At 74.3% G+C, this 13415-nt stretch carries 15 protein-coding genes; 8 read left to right on the top strand and 7 right to left on the bottom strand.

The features are described 5' to 3' along the window. Positions 1-2 precede the first annotated feature (2 nt). The 4 genes from ACGFYQ_RS38385 to ACGFYQ_RS38370 all read left to right on the top strand — a co-directional run bounded on the left by ACGFYQ_RS38385 (position 3) and on the right by ACGFYQ_RS38370 (position 2718). Positions 3-1592 carry an FAD-dependent monooxygenase gene (locus tag ACGFYQ_RS38385; protein ID WP_393751411.1) on the top strand — a complete coding sequence of 530 codons (1590 nt, stop codon included), beginning with the start codon at positions 3-5 and terminating at the stop codon, positions 1590-1592. Between the two features lie 32 nt (positions 1593-1624). After that, positions 1625-1711 (top strand): putative leader peptide, encoded by an 87-nt coding sequence (locus tag ACGFYQ_RS38380; RefSeq protein ID WP_311318651.1) that lies wholly within the window; start codon positions 1625-1627, stop codon positions 1709-1711. 78 nt (positions 1712-1789) lie between these two features. Then, positions 1790-2329 carry a cysteine dioxygenase gene (locus ACGFYQ_RS38375; protein WP_393751409.1) on the top strand — a complete coding sequence of 180 codons (540 nt, stop codon included), beginning with the start codon at positions 1790-1792 and terminating at the stop codon, positions 2327-2329. Then, complete coding sequence (locus ACGFYQ_RS38370; RefSeq protein WP_393751407.1) at positions 2326-2718, top strand: rhodanese-like domain-containing protein; 393 nt, start codon at positions 2326-2328, stop codon at positions 2716-2718. Before ACGFYQ_RS38375 ends, ACGFYQ_RS38370 begins: the two co-directional genes overlap by 4 nt. Positions 2719-2842: 124 nt before the next feature. Here the strand turns inward: ACGFYQ_RS38370 and ACGFYQ_RS38365 are convergent, their stop codons facing one another. The 3 genes from ACGFYQ_RS38365 to recA form a co-directional block, all read right to left on the bottom strand. Continuing rightward, positions 2843-5395 carry an FtsX-like permease family protein gene (locus ACGFYQ_RS38365; RefSeq protein WP_393751405.1) on the bottom strand — a complete coding sequence of 851 codons (2553 nt, stop codon included), beginning with the start codon at positions 5393-5395 and terminating at the stop codon, positions 2843-2845. Between the two features lie 71 nt (positions 5396-5466). After that, entirely contained in the window at positions 5467-6030 is a 564-nt protein-coding gene (gene recX, locus ACGFYQ_RS38360; RefSeq protein WP_393751403.1) for a recombination regulator RecX, read from the bottom strand. A 3-nt stretch (positions 6031-6033) separates the two neighbouring features. Further along, complete coding sequence (gene recA / locus ACGFYQ_RS38355) at positions 6034-7152, bottom strand: recombinase RecA (RefSeq protein ID WP_393751401.1); 1119 nt, start codon at positions 7150-7152, stop codon at positions 6034-6036. A 207-nt stretch (positions 7153-7359) separates the two neighbouring features. Here recA and ACGFYQ_RS38350 point away from each other — a divergent pair, with 207 nt between their 5' ends. From ACGFYQ_RS38350 to ACGFYQ_RS38340, 3 genes are all read left to right on the top strand, one after another. Beyond that, positions 7360-8148 carry a hypothetical protein gene (locus ACGFYQ_RS38350; RefSeq protein ID WP_393751399.1) on the top strand — a complete coding sequence of 263 codons (789 nt, stop codon included), beginning with the start codon at positions 7360-7362 and terminating at the stop codon, positions 8146-8148. Positions 8149-8245: 97 nt separating this feature from the next. Continuing rightward, a complete protein-coding gene (locus tag ACGFYQ_RS38345; RefSeq protein WP_393751397.1) occupies positions 8246-9028 on the top strand; it encodes a TIGR04222 domain-containing membrane protein in 783 nt (260 codons plus the stop codon). A gap of 32 nt (positions 9029-9060) precedes the next feature. After that, positions 9061-9816: a Clp protease N-terminal domain-containing protein gene (locus ACGFYQ_RS38340; protein ID WP_393751394.1), complete on the top strand. Its 756-nt coding sequence runs from the start codon at positions 9061-9063 to the stop codon at positions 9814-9816. Here ACGFYQ_RS38340 and ACGFYQ_RS38335 read toward each other — a convergent pair. Together ACGFYQ_RS38335 and ACGFYQ_RS38330 are read right to left on the bottom strand one after the other, a co-directional pair. Beyond that, on the bottom strand, positions 9770-11050 hold the full coding sequence (locus ACGFYQ_RS38335) for an AI-2E family transporter (RefSeq protein ID WP_393751392.1): 1281 nt from the start codon (positions 11048-11050) through the stop codon (positions 9770-9772). The genes ACGFYQ_RS38340 and ACGFYQ_RS38335 overlap by 47 nt on opposite strands. A gap of 66 nt (positions 11051-11116) precedes the next feature. After that, a complete protein-coding gene (locus ACGFYQ_RS38330) occupies positions 11117-11311 on the bottom strand; it encodes a DUF3046 domain-containing protein (protein ID WP_393751390.1) in 195 nt (64 codons plus the stop codon). 81 nt (positions 11312-11392) lie between these two features. Between ACGFYQ_RS38330 and ACGFYQ_RS38325 the strand changes: the two genes are divergently transcribed. Continuing rightward, a complete protein-coding gene (locus ACGFYQ_RS38325) occupies positions 11393-12367 on the top strand; it encodes a hypothetical protein (protein ID WP_393751388.1) in 975 nt (324 codons plus the stop codon). On the opposite strand, the gene ACGFYQ_RS38320 is transcribed toward ACGFYQ_RS38325, so the two are convergent. Together ACGFYQ_RS38320 and ACGFYQ_RS38315 are read right to left on the bottom strand one after the other, a co-directional pair. Beyond that, complete coding sequence (locus tag ACGFYQ_RS38320; RefSeq protein WP_376681669.1) at positions 12336-12644, bottom strand: AzlD domain-containing protein; 309 nt, start codon at positions 12642-12644, stop codon at positions 12336-12338. The genes ACGFYQ_RS38325 and ACGFYQ_RS38320 overlap by 32 nt on opposite strands. After that, the gene (locus ACGFYQ_RS38315) at positions 12641-13342 is read right to left on the bottom strand and encodes an AzlC family ABC transporter permease (protein WP_393751443.1); all 702 of its coding nucleotides are present in this window, start codon (positions 13340-13342) and stop codon (positions 12641-12643) included. Before ACGFYQ_RS38315 ends, ACGFYQ_RS38320 begins: the two co-directional genes overlap by 4 nt. Positions 13343-13415: the final 73 nt, after the last annotated feature.

Raw genomic sequence — 13415 nt, 5'->3', positions numbered from 1 at the left:
TCATGGACCCGGTGATCGTCGTCGGCGCGGGGCCCGTCGGACTGTCCCTGTCCCTCGCCCTGGCCGGCCAGGGCGTGCCCTCCGTCGTGCTCGACGAAGGGCCCGGCAAGGAGGAGTCCCGCCCCGCCCGTACCGTCGTCCTGCACGCCGACACGGCGGCCATGGCCCACCGGCTGGGCTGTACGACCCTGCGCTACGAGGGGGCGTACTTCGCCGCCTGGCGCACCATGCGGCGCAGCCGCCCCGCGCAGCGCAGCACCTTCGACGACGGCCCGGCCCCGCTGCACCTGCCGCAGCACGCCCTGACGCGCGGGCTGCGCGAGGCCGCCACCGCGCACCCGCTCGTCCAGCTGGTCACCGACAGCAGGCTGGACTCCGTGGAGCAGGACGACCGCGGGGTCACCGCGCACACCCGGGGCGCCGAGACCACGTGGTGGCGCGGGAGTTACCTGGTCGGCTGCGACGGAGCCCGCTCCACCGTGCGCAAGCTGCTCGGCATCCGCTTCCCCGGCCGGACCGCCGTGGAACGCTACGCCGTGGCCGCCCTGCGCACCGAACTGCCGTGGCCCGGCGAGGCCTTGCTGCACCGCAACCCGCCGTCCGGACCCGAGGAAGTCACCTCCCGACCGCTGCCCGACGGGGTGTGGCGCCTCGACTGGCTGCTCCCGGCGCGCGGAGAGCTCGTCACCCCCGACGCGCTGGTGACCCTCGTCCGGGACACCCTCGCGGTGTGGTGCGGGGGCACGACTCCCCCGTACGACCTCATCGACACCGGGGTGTACACCCTGCACCACCGCCTCGCGCGGCGCTGGCGCGACGGCCGCGCCTTCCTCGCCGGGGACGCCGCGCACCTGCTGGGCGCCCTCGGTACCCAAGGCGTGGAGGAGGGACTGCGGGACGCCGAGAACCTCGCGTGGAAACTGTCCCTGGCCTGGCACCAGGGAGCCTCCGAGGAACTGCTCGACAGCTACGAGGGCGAGCGGCGCACCGCGGTCGCCGCCCGGCTGCGCGCGGCCGATCAGGCGCTGCCGGCGCTGCGGGCCGGGGGCGGCCTGCGCACCTACCTGCCCGGCTCCTCTCGGTCCGCCGAATCCCTGCTCACCGACGGCCATCTGGGGCGGGGGCCGCTGGGCGCGGCGCCGACGTACGCGCCGCCATTGGCCGTACGCGAGGTCCCGACCGCCACGGAACCGGGTGGTGCGGTGGCGAACGTACCGGTGACCGCGCCCGACGGGGCGACCGTGCCGCTGCGCGACCTGCTGGGGAAGGGCCGGCTGCTGGTGGTCCTGGTCGCGCCGGGCACCGGGGTCTGGGACCGGCGCCACTGGCTCGGGGCCGGGCTGATGCCCCGTCTCGCGGCGGCGGTGAGCGCGCTGCCGGTCCGCACCGATCTGCTGGTCGCGGACAGCTACCCGGGGGCCCCGGCGCACACCGTGCTCCTGATCCGGCCGGACGGGCACCTGGCGGCGACCTTCGCGGGCGTGCGGCCGGCGGAGCTGTACGAGGCGGCGGACGCGGTACGGGCGGGCGCGCCCGTGTCCCGGGTACCGGCGCCCTCGTCCGCCACGACACCGGCGGCGGTGATCGATTGACCGTTTTGCGGTCTCGTGGTTCACTCGCGGACATGACCGGCAACGACGTACGCCTGTGGCGGAGGGTCCATATGGACCTGCTCCGCTACGCGGGCTGCGTGTGTCGCCCTTCCTGCTGATTCGCCCTTTGCCCTGCGCGCCCCGCGCCGTCACCGGCCCGCGCGCACTTCCGCGAACCCCAGGAACGGTCCACTTCCATGTCTGCACCCGCGTACACCCCTGAGCCCGTACTGGCCGGGGGCCCTGGCCCTACGTCCGCCGAACTCCTCGACTTCGCCCTGCGCACCGCGGCCGACGCCGAGATCGTCTCCTCCCTGCCGCTGGACCCGCGGGGCCGCACTTGGATCCGGCTGGACGGCCCCTCCGGCAGCGAGGCGTGGCTGATCGGCTGGCCGCCCGGCACCGGCACCGGCTGGCACGACCACGCCGAGTCGCGGGGCGCGTTCGCCACCGCGCGGGGCCGCCTCACCGAGCACTCGCTGGCCGTACGCCTGCCCTCGGAGGGCTGGCAGTCGCTGCACCTCGCCCCGGACCTGGACCGCAGCCGCAGCCTGGGCGCTGGCACCGGGCGGGCCTTCGGCGAGCACCACGTGCACGAGGTCCTCAACGAGTCCCCGGCCGAGCACGCGATCTCGGTGCACACGTACTACCCGCCGCTCCCCCTGATCCGCCGCTACAGCCGCACCGGCCCGCTGCTGATCCTGGAACACGTCGAGCGTCCGGAGGACTGGCAGTGAGCGCCCCGACCGGCATCGACGAGCTGCTGGAGCGGGTCCGCGAGGGCTACACCCGGATCGACCCGCAGGAGGCCTACGCCGCCTCTCGCTCCGGCGCGCTCCTGGTGGACATCCGCTACCAGGCCCTGCGGGACCGCGACGGCCTGATCCCGGGCGCGCTGGTGGTCGAGCGCAACGAACTGGAGTGGCGCCTGGACCCCCGGGGCAGCCACCGCGCCCCTGAAGCCACGAGCCACGACCTCCAGGTGGTGGTGATCTGCAACGAGGGCTATGCCTCCAGCCTCGCGGCGGCCTCCCTCCACGCCCTGGGCCTCCACCGCGCCACGGACCTGACCGGCGGCTTCCAGGCCTGGAAGGCGGCCGGCCTCCCGGTGGCCGTTCCTTCCTGACGCGCCATTCTTGACGCGCCTCCTTCCTCACGCGCCGAACTCCGTTCCCGCTCCGGACGGGCCGGGAACGGAGCCTGGGGCCGAGCCACCAGGATCCGGGTGGAGCCCGGGTCCTGGCCGGGGGTCAGCCCTTGGCCGTGGCCACGTCCACCGGCGGGACCCGGAGCGCGACCCGGCCCGGGAGGGCGGTGGCCGCCAGGGCCAGCAGCCCGGCCACCCCCACGACGACCGCGTACGCCACCGGCAGCACGGCCGGCGCCGCCACCCCCGTCATGCCCACGCTGAACGCGGTCAGGACGGCCAGCGCGATCCCCGACCCCAGCACCACCCCGATCAGCACCACGGCCACCGCCTCCGCACGCAGCATCCGCAGCACCTGCCTCCGCTTCGCCCCGGCCAGCCGCAGCATCGCGAACTCCCGGACCCGCTCGGCCGTCGACATCGCGAGGGTGTTCACCACCGCGACGGCGGTGAAGGCCAGTACGAGTCCCATCGCCAGCAGGTTGATCTCCGCCCCGGCGTCCTGCCGCTCCGCCCGTACCTCGTCGGCGTCGCGCGCGGACAGCACCGCCACCCCGGGGTAGCCCCGTACCGCCGAGGCCAGTTGCTCCCGCCCGACTCCCGACTCCGCCGCCACCAGGACACTCCCCGCCAGCGGATTGTCCACGTGCGCGGCCACCAGCCCGTGCGGCAGCGTCAGGTCTCCGAAGCCCAGCCCCCGCGCGTACACGGCCGAGACCGTCAGGGTGACCGGTGTCCCGTCGCCCAGCGTCAGCCGCAGCGGGCTGCCCGGCTCCAGCCCCAGCTGGTCGGCGGCGAGTTCGCTGACCGCCGCGTTGCCCTCGCCGAAGCCGGCCAGGCTCCCGGCGGTGACCCGGGGATCCCACGTCCGGGTCAGCCCGGCCGGGGTCACGCCCTGGGCTCCGTACTTCACCAGCCCCACCCGTACCGAGGTGTGCACGATCTCGGTGGCCGCCTCGACCCCCGGGGTCCGGCGGATCCGCTCGGCGGCCTCCGCCGTGACGCCCGGTCCCTGCGCGGCCAGCACCCATCCGGCCCGGATCCCGTCGCGGGCCTGCGCCCGGGCCGCGTCGCCGAGGGTCGGGGTGACGAAGAGCACGGTGCACGTCATGCCGACCAGCAGCGCGAGCGGGGTGACGGCGGAGGCCATCCGGGTGGCGTTGCCGCGCAGGTTCGCGGTGGCGAGGTGGCCGCCCGCCCCGGCGAGCCGCAGCGGACCGGCGAGGAGCGCGGTGGCGCCCCGTACCAGCAGTGGGCCGAGCAGCGAGACCGCGCCGGCCAGGACCACCACGGCGAGGAACGTGACCGGGGTCGACGCCGGTTCGGTGCGCAGCGAGGCGAGCACCACGACCAGCACCGCGCCGCCGGCCAGCAGCAGCATCCCGAGCGCGGTGCGGATCCAGGACGGCCGACGCGGTTCGAGCGCGGCTTCGGCGAGCGCCTCGGCGGGGCGGATCCGGGCGATCCGCCGCCCGGTGATCCGCGCGGCGGCCCAGGCTCCGAGCAAGCTCGCGCCGACGGCGGCGAACATCGGGAAGATGCCGGCGGTGCGCTCCAGGGCCGTGGGGACGACCCCGCTGTCGACGAACCGGCCGTACAGCCAGGCGGCGAGCGGCAGCCCCGCGAACGCCCCGGCGAGCCCGGCGGCCAGGCCGACGAGCAGAGCCTCCCGGCCGATCATGCGCCGCAGTTGCCGGGGGGTGGCGGCGATGGCCCGTAGCAGGGCGAGTTCGCGGTGGCGCTGCTGGACGGAGAGGGCGAAGGTGCCGACGACCACGAGGATCGCGACGAGCAGCGAGGTGCCGCCCATCGCGCCGCCCATGGAGACCAGCTTGATCCGGGCACCGGCGGCGTCGAGGAACTCCACCGGCCCGCGTTCGTCACCCGTCGCGACCTGCGCGGTGTCCGCCGTGGTGCCCTTCAGCGCCTGCTCGACCCGCCCGGCCAGGTCACCGGCGTCGACGCCGGGCCGGGGCAGCACCCCGATCGCGCTGACCTGCCCGTCGCGTGCGGCGAGCCGCTGGGCCTCGGCGTCGCTGAAGAAGAGGGAGCTCTGCTGGGCGAGGTCCCCGTGCGGGGTCGTCGCCACCCCGCTGACCCGGTAGGTCTTCGGCTCGCCGGTGGACTGCACGGCGAGCTCGGAGCCGGGCTTCAGCGCGGCGCGGGCTGCCAGCGCACGGTCGACGACGACCTCGCCGCCGTCCTGCGGGGCGCGGCCCTCGGCGAGCGTGAAGGGGGTGAGGGCGGCGGAGGTCCAGGCGTGCCCGTACGTGGGCTTCGAGCCGTCGGCGGCCTTGACGAGGGGGACGGCCTGGAAGGTGAGCTCGGGCACGGCCCGCTCGACACCGGGCACGGACCGTACGGCGTCCAGGGCGGCGGCGGGGAGCCAGGCCCGCTCGGCGACGGGCTTGGCCTTGTGCTTCGTCTTGGTCTTGCCCTTCTTCTCCTTGACCGTCGTCTCGTGGACGTTCTGGTCGGCGGAGACGAGGACCGGCGTGGCCGCGTAGCGCTCGGTGCCGATTTTGCCGCGGAGTCCTGTTTCCAGGAGCGTCCCGCACGCGGTGACGAGGGCGGCCGCGCACAGCAGCGCGACGAAGGCGCCGAGGAAGCCGGCCTTGCGGTCTCTCAGGGTCTGGAGGGCGTAACGCAGCATCATGCGGCCAACTCTGCTGCCGGGCCTGCCTCTTGGCATTGGCGTACCCCGGCGTGTGCGGCCGGGGGATAGCCCTACCCCGGGTACCCCGGATCGTCGGCGTCCTCGCCCTCCGTCTCCAGCGCGCGGCGGACCACCCGCAGGGCCATGCCCTCCGGGTACCCCTTGCGGGCGAGCATCCCGGCGAGCCGCCGGATCCGCTTGTCGCGCTCCAGGCCCCGGGTGGCGCGGAGCTTGCGCTCCACGAGCTCCCGGGCGGTCTGCTCCTCCTGGTCGGAGTCCAGCTGCTCCAGAGCCTCCTCCACCAGGGTCGCGTGCACTCCCTTGGTCCGGAGCTCCTGGGCGAGCGCCCGCCGGGCCAGGCCCCGGCCGCGGTGCCGGGACTCGACCCAGGCCCCGGCGAAGGCGGCGTCGTCGATCAGGCCCACCTCCTCGTACCGGGAGAGGACCTGCTGCGACACCTCCTCGGGGATGCCCCGCTTGGCCAGTGCGTCCGCGAGCTGCCGCCGGGTGCGCGGCATCCCCGTGAGCAGGCGCAGGCAGATCGCCCGCGCCTGCTCCTCGGGGCTCTGGGGCGGCAGTTCCTGGCGGCGCTCACGGCCGCTCCGGTTCTCACCGCCCCCTTCCTGCTCCCGCACGGGTCAGCTCTTGGCCACGGCGGCCTTGGCCGTCGTCTTGGCCTTCGTCGCAGGGGCGGGCACGGCGGCGGCCGTGGCGTCGGCCGCTGCGGCACCGGCCTCGGCGGTGGCCGTCTCGGCGTCCTTGCGGACCCCCACGCCCAGCTTCTCCTTGATCTTCCGCTCGATCTCGTCGGAGAGGGCGGGGTTGTCGCAGAGGAACTTCCGCGCGTTCTCCTTGCCCTGGCCGAGCTGGTCGCCCTCGTACGTGTACCAGGCGCCGGCCTTGCGCACGAAGCCGTGCTCCACGCCCATGTCGATCAGGCCGCCCTCGCGGCTGATGCCGTGGCCGTAGAGGATGTCGAACTCGGCCTGCTTGAACGGCGGCGCGACCTTGTTCTTGACCACCTTGACGCGGGTGCGGTTGCCGACCGCGTCCGTGCCGTCCTTGAGGGTCTCGATGCGGCGGATGTCCAGACGCACGGAGGCGTAGAACTTCAGCGCGCGGCCACCGGTGGTGGTCTCCGGCGAGCCGAACATCACACCGATCTTCTCGCGGAGCTGGTTGATGAAGATCGCGGTGGTCTTGGACTGGTTGAGCGCACCGGTGATCTTCCGGAGCGCCTGGCTCATCAGGCGGGCCTGGAGACCCACGTGCGAGTCGCCCATCTCACCCTCGATCTCGGCGCGCGGCACCAGGGCCGCCACGGAGTCGATGACGATCAGGTCGAGGGCACCGGAGCGGACGAGCATGTCCACGATCTCCAGCGCCTGCTCGCCGGTGTCCGGCTGCGACAGGATGAGGTTGTCGGTGTCGACGCCGAGGGCCTTCGCGTACTCGGGGTCGAGCGCGTGCTCGGCGTCCACGAAGGCGACGGTGCCGCCGGCCTTCTGCGCGTTGGCCACGGCGTGCAGGGTCAGGGTCGTCTTACCGGAGGACTCCGGTCCGTACACCTCGATCACGCGGCCGCGGGGCAGCCCGCCGACGCCGAGGGCGATGTCCAGCGCGGTCGACCCGGTGGGGATGACCTCGATGGGGTCGTTCGGCTTGTCGCCGAGGCGCATGACCGCACCCTTGCCGAATTGCCGTTCAATCTGTGCGAGCGCGGCGTCGAGAGCCTTCTCGCGGTCGGTGCCTGCCATGGGTTCCACCCGGTTTGCTTGAGTCGATCGCTTCACGCCATTGACGCTAATGCCTGCCACTGACAATGCGCCTCCACGACCGGTTCGGCTGTGGATAACCAATCAGAATGGATGTTCGATTTCCGTGTCAAGCGCGCCCCGCCCGGCCCGCCCGTGCCCGATCATGGCTCAGCAACGAGCCGGACGAGAGGGCAGTACGTGAACAGGGTGGGGAACAGGAAGGCGCGCCGTACGGCGGCAGCCGCGGTCGCCGGTGCGGCGCTGCTGGCCGGCGTCACCGCGTGCGGAACGGGCGACGGGGGCCGGGGCGGGGGCGGGGCCCCGGCCTCCGCGAGCCCGGGCACGGGCGCGAACGCCACGACGAGTCCGGGCCCGGGCTCGGGCGGCCCGGGCTCGGGCGGCCCGGCGGGGCCCGGTGTCGAGCGGCTCAAGGCCCTCGCGCTCGCGCCCGGCGAGAAGGCGGGACGGTACGAGGCCGGCGAGCCGGTCCTCGACGAGCCCATGAGTGAGCTCTACGACACCACCCCCGCGGCCTGCGGCCCGGTGACCAGCCTCGGCAAGGCGGGCCACACGGCCCAGGCCTACGCCAAGACCGGTGTGCCCGGGGAGTGGCAGGCGGTCGGGACCGAGATCCTGCTGCGCTCCTACAAGGACGGCGGCGCCGCCGCGGCGATGAAGAGCCTGGCCGAGGCGGGGCGGCAGTGCGCGGGCGGCTACACCGAGGACCGCGCGCTCGCCGAGGCCAAGGTCCTCAAGGTGGAGCCCGTCGAGGCACCCGCGCTCGGGGACGAGGCGCTGGCGTTCCGCATCGTGGTGCAGGACGTGAAGGACAAGGACATCTCGCTGTACAAGTACCTCACGGTGATCCGCTCCGGGCCGGTGACCCTCGCCTTCCGCTCGGACGCCATCGACACCAAGGACTTCGGCGGAGTGCCGGAGGAAGTGGTCACGGCCCAGTGGGAGAAGTTCACGAAGGGCGGCGGAGCGGCCTCGTAGCGGCGCCGGTCCCGGCTGCTCCCCCTCCGCCCGGCCGGCCGCATACTCACGAGCACGGAACACACGACACAGGGAACACGCAGGGCCGGGGGTAGCCGTGTGGGTCTTCATCTTCCTGGGAGCGGGGGTGCCGCTGCTCGCCGCGACCGTCGTCCGCGTCCTGCTGCACCGCGGGCTCCGGGAGCGGGTGGCGAGCGGCCCGCCCGCCACCCTGTACGAGGCCGCCCACCTGCACGGCGGCCGGCAGTACGTGGCCGAACTGGCCCTGACGGCGCTGCACCTGGCCGGGCTCCTGTCGGTCGGGGCGGACGGCCGGGCCCACCGGGGACCGGGCCGCCCGGAGCCAGCCGCCGCCGACGCCGCCATCGACCCCGTCCAGACGGCCGCCCTCGGCTTCCTCGACGGGGAGGACGACGGGGACGACCCGCCCCACCTGGCCGCGCTCAGGACCCTGACCGCCGACTCCCCCGCCGCCCTCGCCGTCGAGACGGCGCTCGGCCCGGTCCGTGAGCGGCGGAGGCGGCGGCAGAGGCAGGCCGAGTGGGCCGACACGGCCCAGGCGGCGCTGGCACGGACCGCGGGGCTGGCCACCCTCGCCGCCTGCGTCACGGACTCGGCCCGCGGCGGGGGTCTCGGCCTGCGCCCCCTGCTCGCGTTCACCGCCCTCGGGGTGGTGACGGGCCTCCTCAGCCTCCTCTGCGGTCCGCCCCGCGAGCCTTCCGCCCCGACCGGCGTGCCGCCCTGCCTGGTCCCCGGGGTCCCGCTCCCCGCGGAGGCCGCCGCCACCCTCACCCGCGTGGCCCGCGCCGGCGTCTCGCGCCACGACGGTTCCGCACCCCTGGCCGCCCATCTGGACCCCGGACTGACAACCCAAGGTTGACACCCTTCGACTGTCAACCTAGGGTTGCACTCATGACGAACCCTTCAGTGGAACCTGTTCGCATGACCCACCCTGTACGCCTCGACGACCTGATCGAGGCCATCAAGAAGGTCCACACCGACACCCTGGAGCAGCTCAGCGACGCCGTCGTCGCCGCCGAGCACCTCGGTGACGTGGCGGACCACCTCATCGGCCACTTCGTCGACCAGGCCCGCCGCTCCGGCGCCTCCTGGACCGACATCGGCCGGAGCATGGGCGTCACCCGCCAGGCCGCCCAGAAGCGCTTCGTCCCCAAGGCCGACAAGGAGGGCGACCCCGGCCTCGACCCCAACCAGGGCTTCGGCCGCTTCACCCCGCGTGCCCGCAACGTCGTCATGGCCGCGCAGAACGAGGCCCGCGCCGCGGGCGGCACCGAGATCCGCACCGAGCACCTCGTCCTGGGCCTGCTGTCCGAGCCCGAGGGCCTCGCGGCGCTCGCCCTGAACGCCCAGGGGGTCGCCGCGGACGACGTACGCGCCGCCGTGGTCGCCGTACTGCCCCCGGGCCAGGCGGAGGTACCCGACCTCATCCCGTTCGACGCGTCCGCCAAGAAGGCCCTGGAGCTCACTTTCCGCGAGGCCCTGCGCCTGGGCCACGGCTACGTCGGCACCGAGCACATCCTGTTCGCGCTCCTGGAGCTGGAGAACGGCGAGGGTCTGCTCAGCGGCCTCGGCGTGGACAAGGCCGCCGCCGAGGCGACGGTCAGCGACGCCTTGGCAGCCGTACTCGGCGCCGCGGACGGGAAGTAGACGCGGCCGCGTCCTTCGTCAGCGCGTACCGCTTCACGTACGCGCCGAGGAAGGCCTGCAGCGTGGCGACGGCAGGGATCGCGACGAGCGCCCCGACCGCGCCCAGCAGGGCGGTGCCCGCGACGACCGATCCGAACGCCACCGCCGGATGGATGTCCACGGTCTTCGAGGTCAGCTTCGGCTGGAGGACGTAGTTCTCGAACTGCTGGTAGACCACCACGAATCCGAGGACGTACAGCGCGTACCACGGGTCGACGGCGAAGGCGATCAGAACCGGCAGCGCGCCCGCGAGATAGGTGCCGATGGTGGGGATGAACTGGGAGACCAGCCCCACCCACACGGCGAGCGCGGGCGCGTACGGCACACCGAGGGCCGCCAGCAGGATGTAGTGCGCGATGCCGGAGATCAGCGCCATCAGCCCGCGCGAGTAAAGGTAGCCGCCCGTCTTGGTGACGGCGATCTCCCAGGCGCGCAGCACCTCGGCCTGCTTGGCGGGCGGCAGTACGGAGCACAGCGCGCGCCGCAGCCGCGGTCCGTCGGCGGCGAAGTAGAAGGAGAACAGCCCGATCGTCAGCAGCTTGAAGAGTCCGCCGAGCACGGTGGCGGACACGTCGAGCACGCCGGACGCGCTGTTCTGCACGTACTTGCGCAGCCAGTCGGAGCGCAACAGGCTGTCCTGGATGTCCAGCCGGGACAGCTCGGTGTGGAACGTGTTGTTGATCGAGTTGATCACCCGGTCGAGGTAGCCCGGGAACCCTTCCACCATCTCGACGATCTGCCCGGCGAGCATCGAGCCGAGCAGCGCGAGGAAGCCCGCGGTCACGACGAACACCGCGAGGAACATCAGGAAGGTGGCGAGCCCGCGGCGCATGCCGTGGGCCGCCATCCGGGACACCGCGGGTTCGATCGCGAGCGCGAGGAAGAACGCGATCAGGATGTTGACGAGCAGCCCGATGAGCTGGTGGAAGGCCCAGCTGCCGAGCTGGAAGCAGGCGACGAGGGCGAGCACGAGGACCACGGCGCGCGGCAGCCAGCGCGGCATCCGCGCGTCCGCCCCGGCGAGGGCCGTACCGGTCGGGGGGCTCCCGGGCCCGGCGGGCCCTTCGGTGCCCGCCTGCGAGGCAGCGCCCGTGGGGCCGCCGGGGGCGGGAGCCCCGGCCGGCGGCGGCGCGCCCTGGGCGTCCGCGGGCCGGTCTGCGGGCTGGTCGGTCGTCGTCTCATCACTGGCTGCCACGCCGCCAAGTCTGTCCCACCGGCAGCCCGGACCGCGAAGCGGTGCCTCCGGCCCCCGCCCGGCCCGTCAGCGCAGCGAGGCCGGCACGTCCATCGCCGAACACACCGCGCGCCACACGTCCTTGGCCTCCCAGCCCGCGTCCAGCGCCTCTTGGACCGTGCGCCCCCCGAGCTCCGTCATGACGTGGTCCCGCGCGAAGGAGTCGGCGTAGGCCGCGCCGAAGTGCTCCGCCATCCGCTCCCAGAAAATCGTCAACCGCATGCATCCAGTATCCCGCCCCGGAGAGTGCACCCGCCCCGTTCGTCCCCCGTCGCCGCACCACGGCGCCCTACGGTTTCTCGCATGCCTGGAGACGAAGCTCCCCCAGCGGCCGCTCCGGCGGCCACGGCCCCGCTGGCCCGCGCCGAGCAGTTCATCTGGCTCACGGCCCGCGTGCTGGAACAGCGGCGGTTCGCGTTCCACTTCCTCGGCGGGGACGCCGACCCGGTGGACACCGCCCTCGGCTCCTACCTCAACGGCGACGGCGGCTACGGGCACGCCCTCGATCCGGATCTGCGCGGCCCGCTCAGCCATCCCCTGCACACCGCGCACGCGCTGCGCGTCCTGGACAGCCTGGGCCGCTGCGCCGGGCAGCGCATCGAGAGGCTCTGCCGCCACCTGACCCGGGTCTCCACCCCGGAGGGCGCCCTTCCGGTGGTCTCGCCGGCCCCGCGCGGCTACCCGGCCGCCCCCTACCACCCGGTGTACGACGAACCGCCGGGCGAACTGCTGACCACGGGCCCGGTCGTCGGCCTGCTGCACCGCAACCGGATCTGGCACGCCTGGCTCTTCCGGGCCACGGACTTCTGCTGGGACCGGATCGAGAGCCTGCACCACTCGCATCCGTACGAGGTCCAGAGCGCGGTGGCCTTCCTCGACGCCGCCCCCGACCGGGCGCGGGCGGCGGCGGCCGCGGACCGGCTGGGGCGGCTGGTGCGCGAGCGGAGGCTCTCGGTGCTCGATCCGGTACGGCGGGCCGAATACCCGGCGGCCCCCGGTTACGCGCCCGGCGAGCAGCTCTTCCCGCACGACTTCGCGCGGCGGCCGGAGTCGCTGGCGCGCGGCTGGTTCACCGACGAGGAGGTGCGCCGCTCGCTGGACTTCCTGGCCGCCGAGCAGCAGCCGGACGGCGGCTGGCCGGTGCACCGCCGGGCCTGGGCGCCGGGCAGCTCGCTGGAGCGGCGGCCGATCGCCACGCTGGAGGCGCTGCTGACGCTGCGCGCGTACGGGCGCCTGCCGGCCGGGGTCAGCCGCCCAGGGCCCGTACCCCCGCGGTGACGACGACGGCGGCCGCGACCACGACGAGGAACGGCGCCCGCAGCAGCAGCGCGAGCGCGGCGGCCGCGAGCCCGGCGGCGCGGGCGTCGAGGACGAGCTCGTGCCCGGTGCTGAAGGTCTGCTGGGCGGTGAGCGCGGCGAGCAGGGCGACGGGCAGCAGGGCGGAGAGCCGGCGCACCAGCGGCCGCTCCAGGGCCCCGGCGGGGACGAGCAGACCGGCGAGCTTCACGGCGTAGCAGCCGAGGACGGTGAGTCCGATGGCGATCCAGACGTTCACGAGCGGCGTCCCTTCATCCACAGCACGGCGGGCGCGGCCAGCGCGGCGATCAGCACGGGCACCCCGGCGGGCAGCACGGGCAGGAATCCCAGTCCGAGGACGAGCGCGAGCCCGGCGACGGCCCGCTCGGTGGCGGTCTTGAGCATCGGCGCGAGGAGGGCGAGGAACACGGCGGGTCCGGCGGCGTCCAGCCCCCAGGCGGCGGTGTCCCCGATGGCCTCGGCGCCGAGCGCCCCGAGCAGGGTGGTGAGGTTCCACAGGACGTAGAGGCTGAGGCCGGTGACGGTGAAGCCGAGCCGGGCCGACCTGCGGTCCGGCTGGGCCAGCGCCACGGCGGTGGTCTCGTCGATGACCCAGTGCGCGGCAAACGGCCGTACGGCGCGCGGCAGCGCGAGCAGTTGGGACAGCCGCAGCCCGTAGAAGGCGTTCCGCGTCCCGAGGAAGAAGGCCCCGGCGGCGGCGGTGAACGGGTTGCCACCGGCCGCCAGCGCCCCGACCAGGGCGAACTGCGAGGCGCCGGTGAAGACGAGCAGGCTCAGTACGCAGGCCTGCAGCACGCCGATCCCGGCTCCGGCGGCGGTCACCCCGAACGCGAACCCGGACAGCCCGACGGCCACCCCCACCCCGAGCGCGTCCCGCACGACGGCGGCGCGCGGCCGCCCGGCGACGACCCCCTCGGGGGTCTCCTGCATCACCATCTGTTGCTCTGCCACGCCCTGAGACTAGGCGGGGCGGGGTGCCCGGGTCTTGTACGTTCTTGCGCGCGTATCG

This window comes from Streptomyces sp. NPDC048258, from assembly GCF_043201995.1.
Lineage (GTDB): Bacteria > Actinomycetota > Actinomycetes > Streptomycetales > Streptomycetaceae > Streptomyces.
The sequence above is the reverse complement of the archived record's forward strand: the minus strand, read 5'-3'. Positions and strand labels throughout refer to the sequence as shown.

Coding starts and splice junctions, on each gene's coding strand:
- ACGFYQ_RS38385 (WP_393751411.1), top strand. CDS start 3: ATGGACCCGGTGATCGTCGTCGGCGCGGGGCCCGTCGGACTGTCCCTG.
- ACGFYQ_RS38380 (WP_311318651.1), top strand. CDS start 1,625: ATGACCGGCAACGACGTACGCCTGTGGCGGAGGGTCCATATGGACCTG.
- ACGFYQ_RS38375 (WP_393751409.1), top strand. CDS start 1,790: ATGTCTGCACCCGCGTACACCCCTGAGCCCGTACTGGCCGGGGGCCCT.
- ACGFYQ_RS38365 (WP_393751405.1), bottom strand. CDS start 5,395: ATGATGCTGCGTTACGCCCTCCAGACCCTGAGAGACCGCAAGGCCGGC.
- recA (WP_393751401.1), bottom strand. CDS start 7,152: ATGGCAGGCACCGACCGCGAGAAGGCTCTCGACGCCGCGCTCGCACAG.
- ACGFYQ_RS38340 (WP_393751394.1), top strand. CDS start 9,061: ATGACGAACCCTTCAGTGGAACCTGTTCGCATGACCCACCCTGTACGC.
- ACGFYQ_RS38330 (WP_393751390.1), bottom strand. CDS start 11,311: ATGCGGTTGACGATTTTCTGGGAGCGGATGGCGGAGCACTTCGGCGCG.
- ACGFYQ_RS38325 (WP_393751388.1), top strand. CDS start 11,393: ATGCCTGGAGACGAAGCTCCCCCAGCGGCCGCTCCGGCGGCCACGGCC.
- ACGFYQ_RS38315 (WP_393751443.1), bottom strand. CDS start 13,342: ATGGTGATGCAGGAGACCCCCGAGGGGGTCGTCGCCGGGCGGCCGCGC.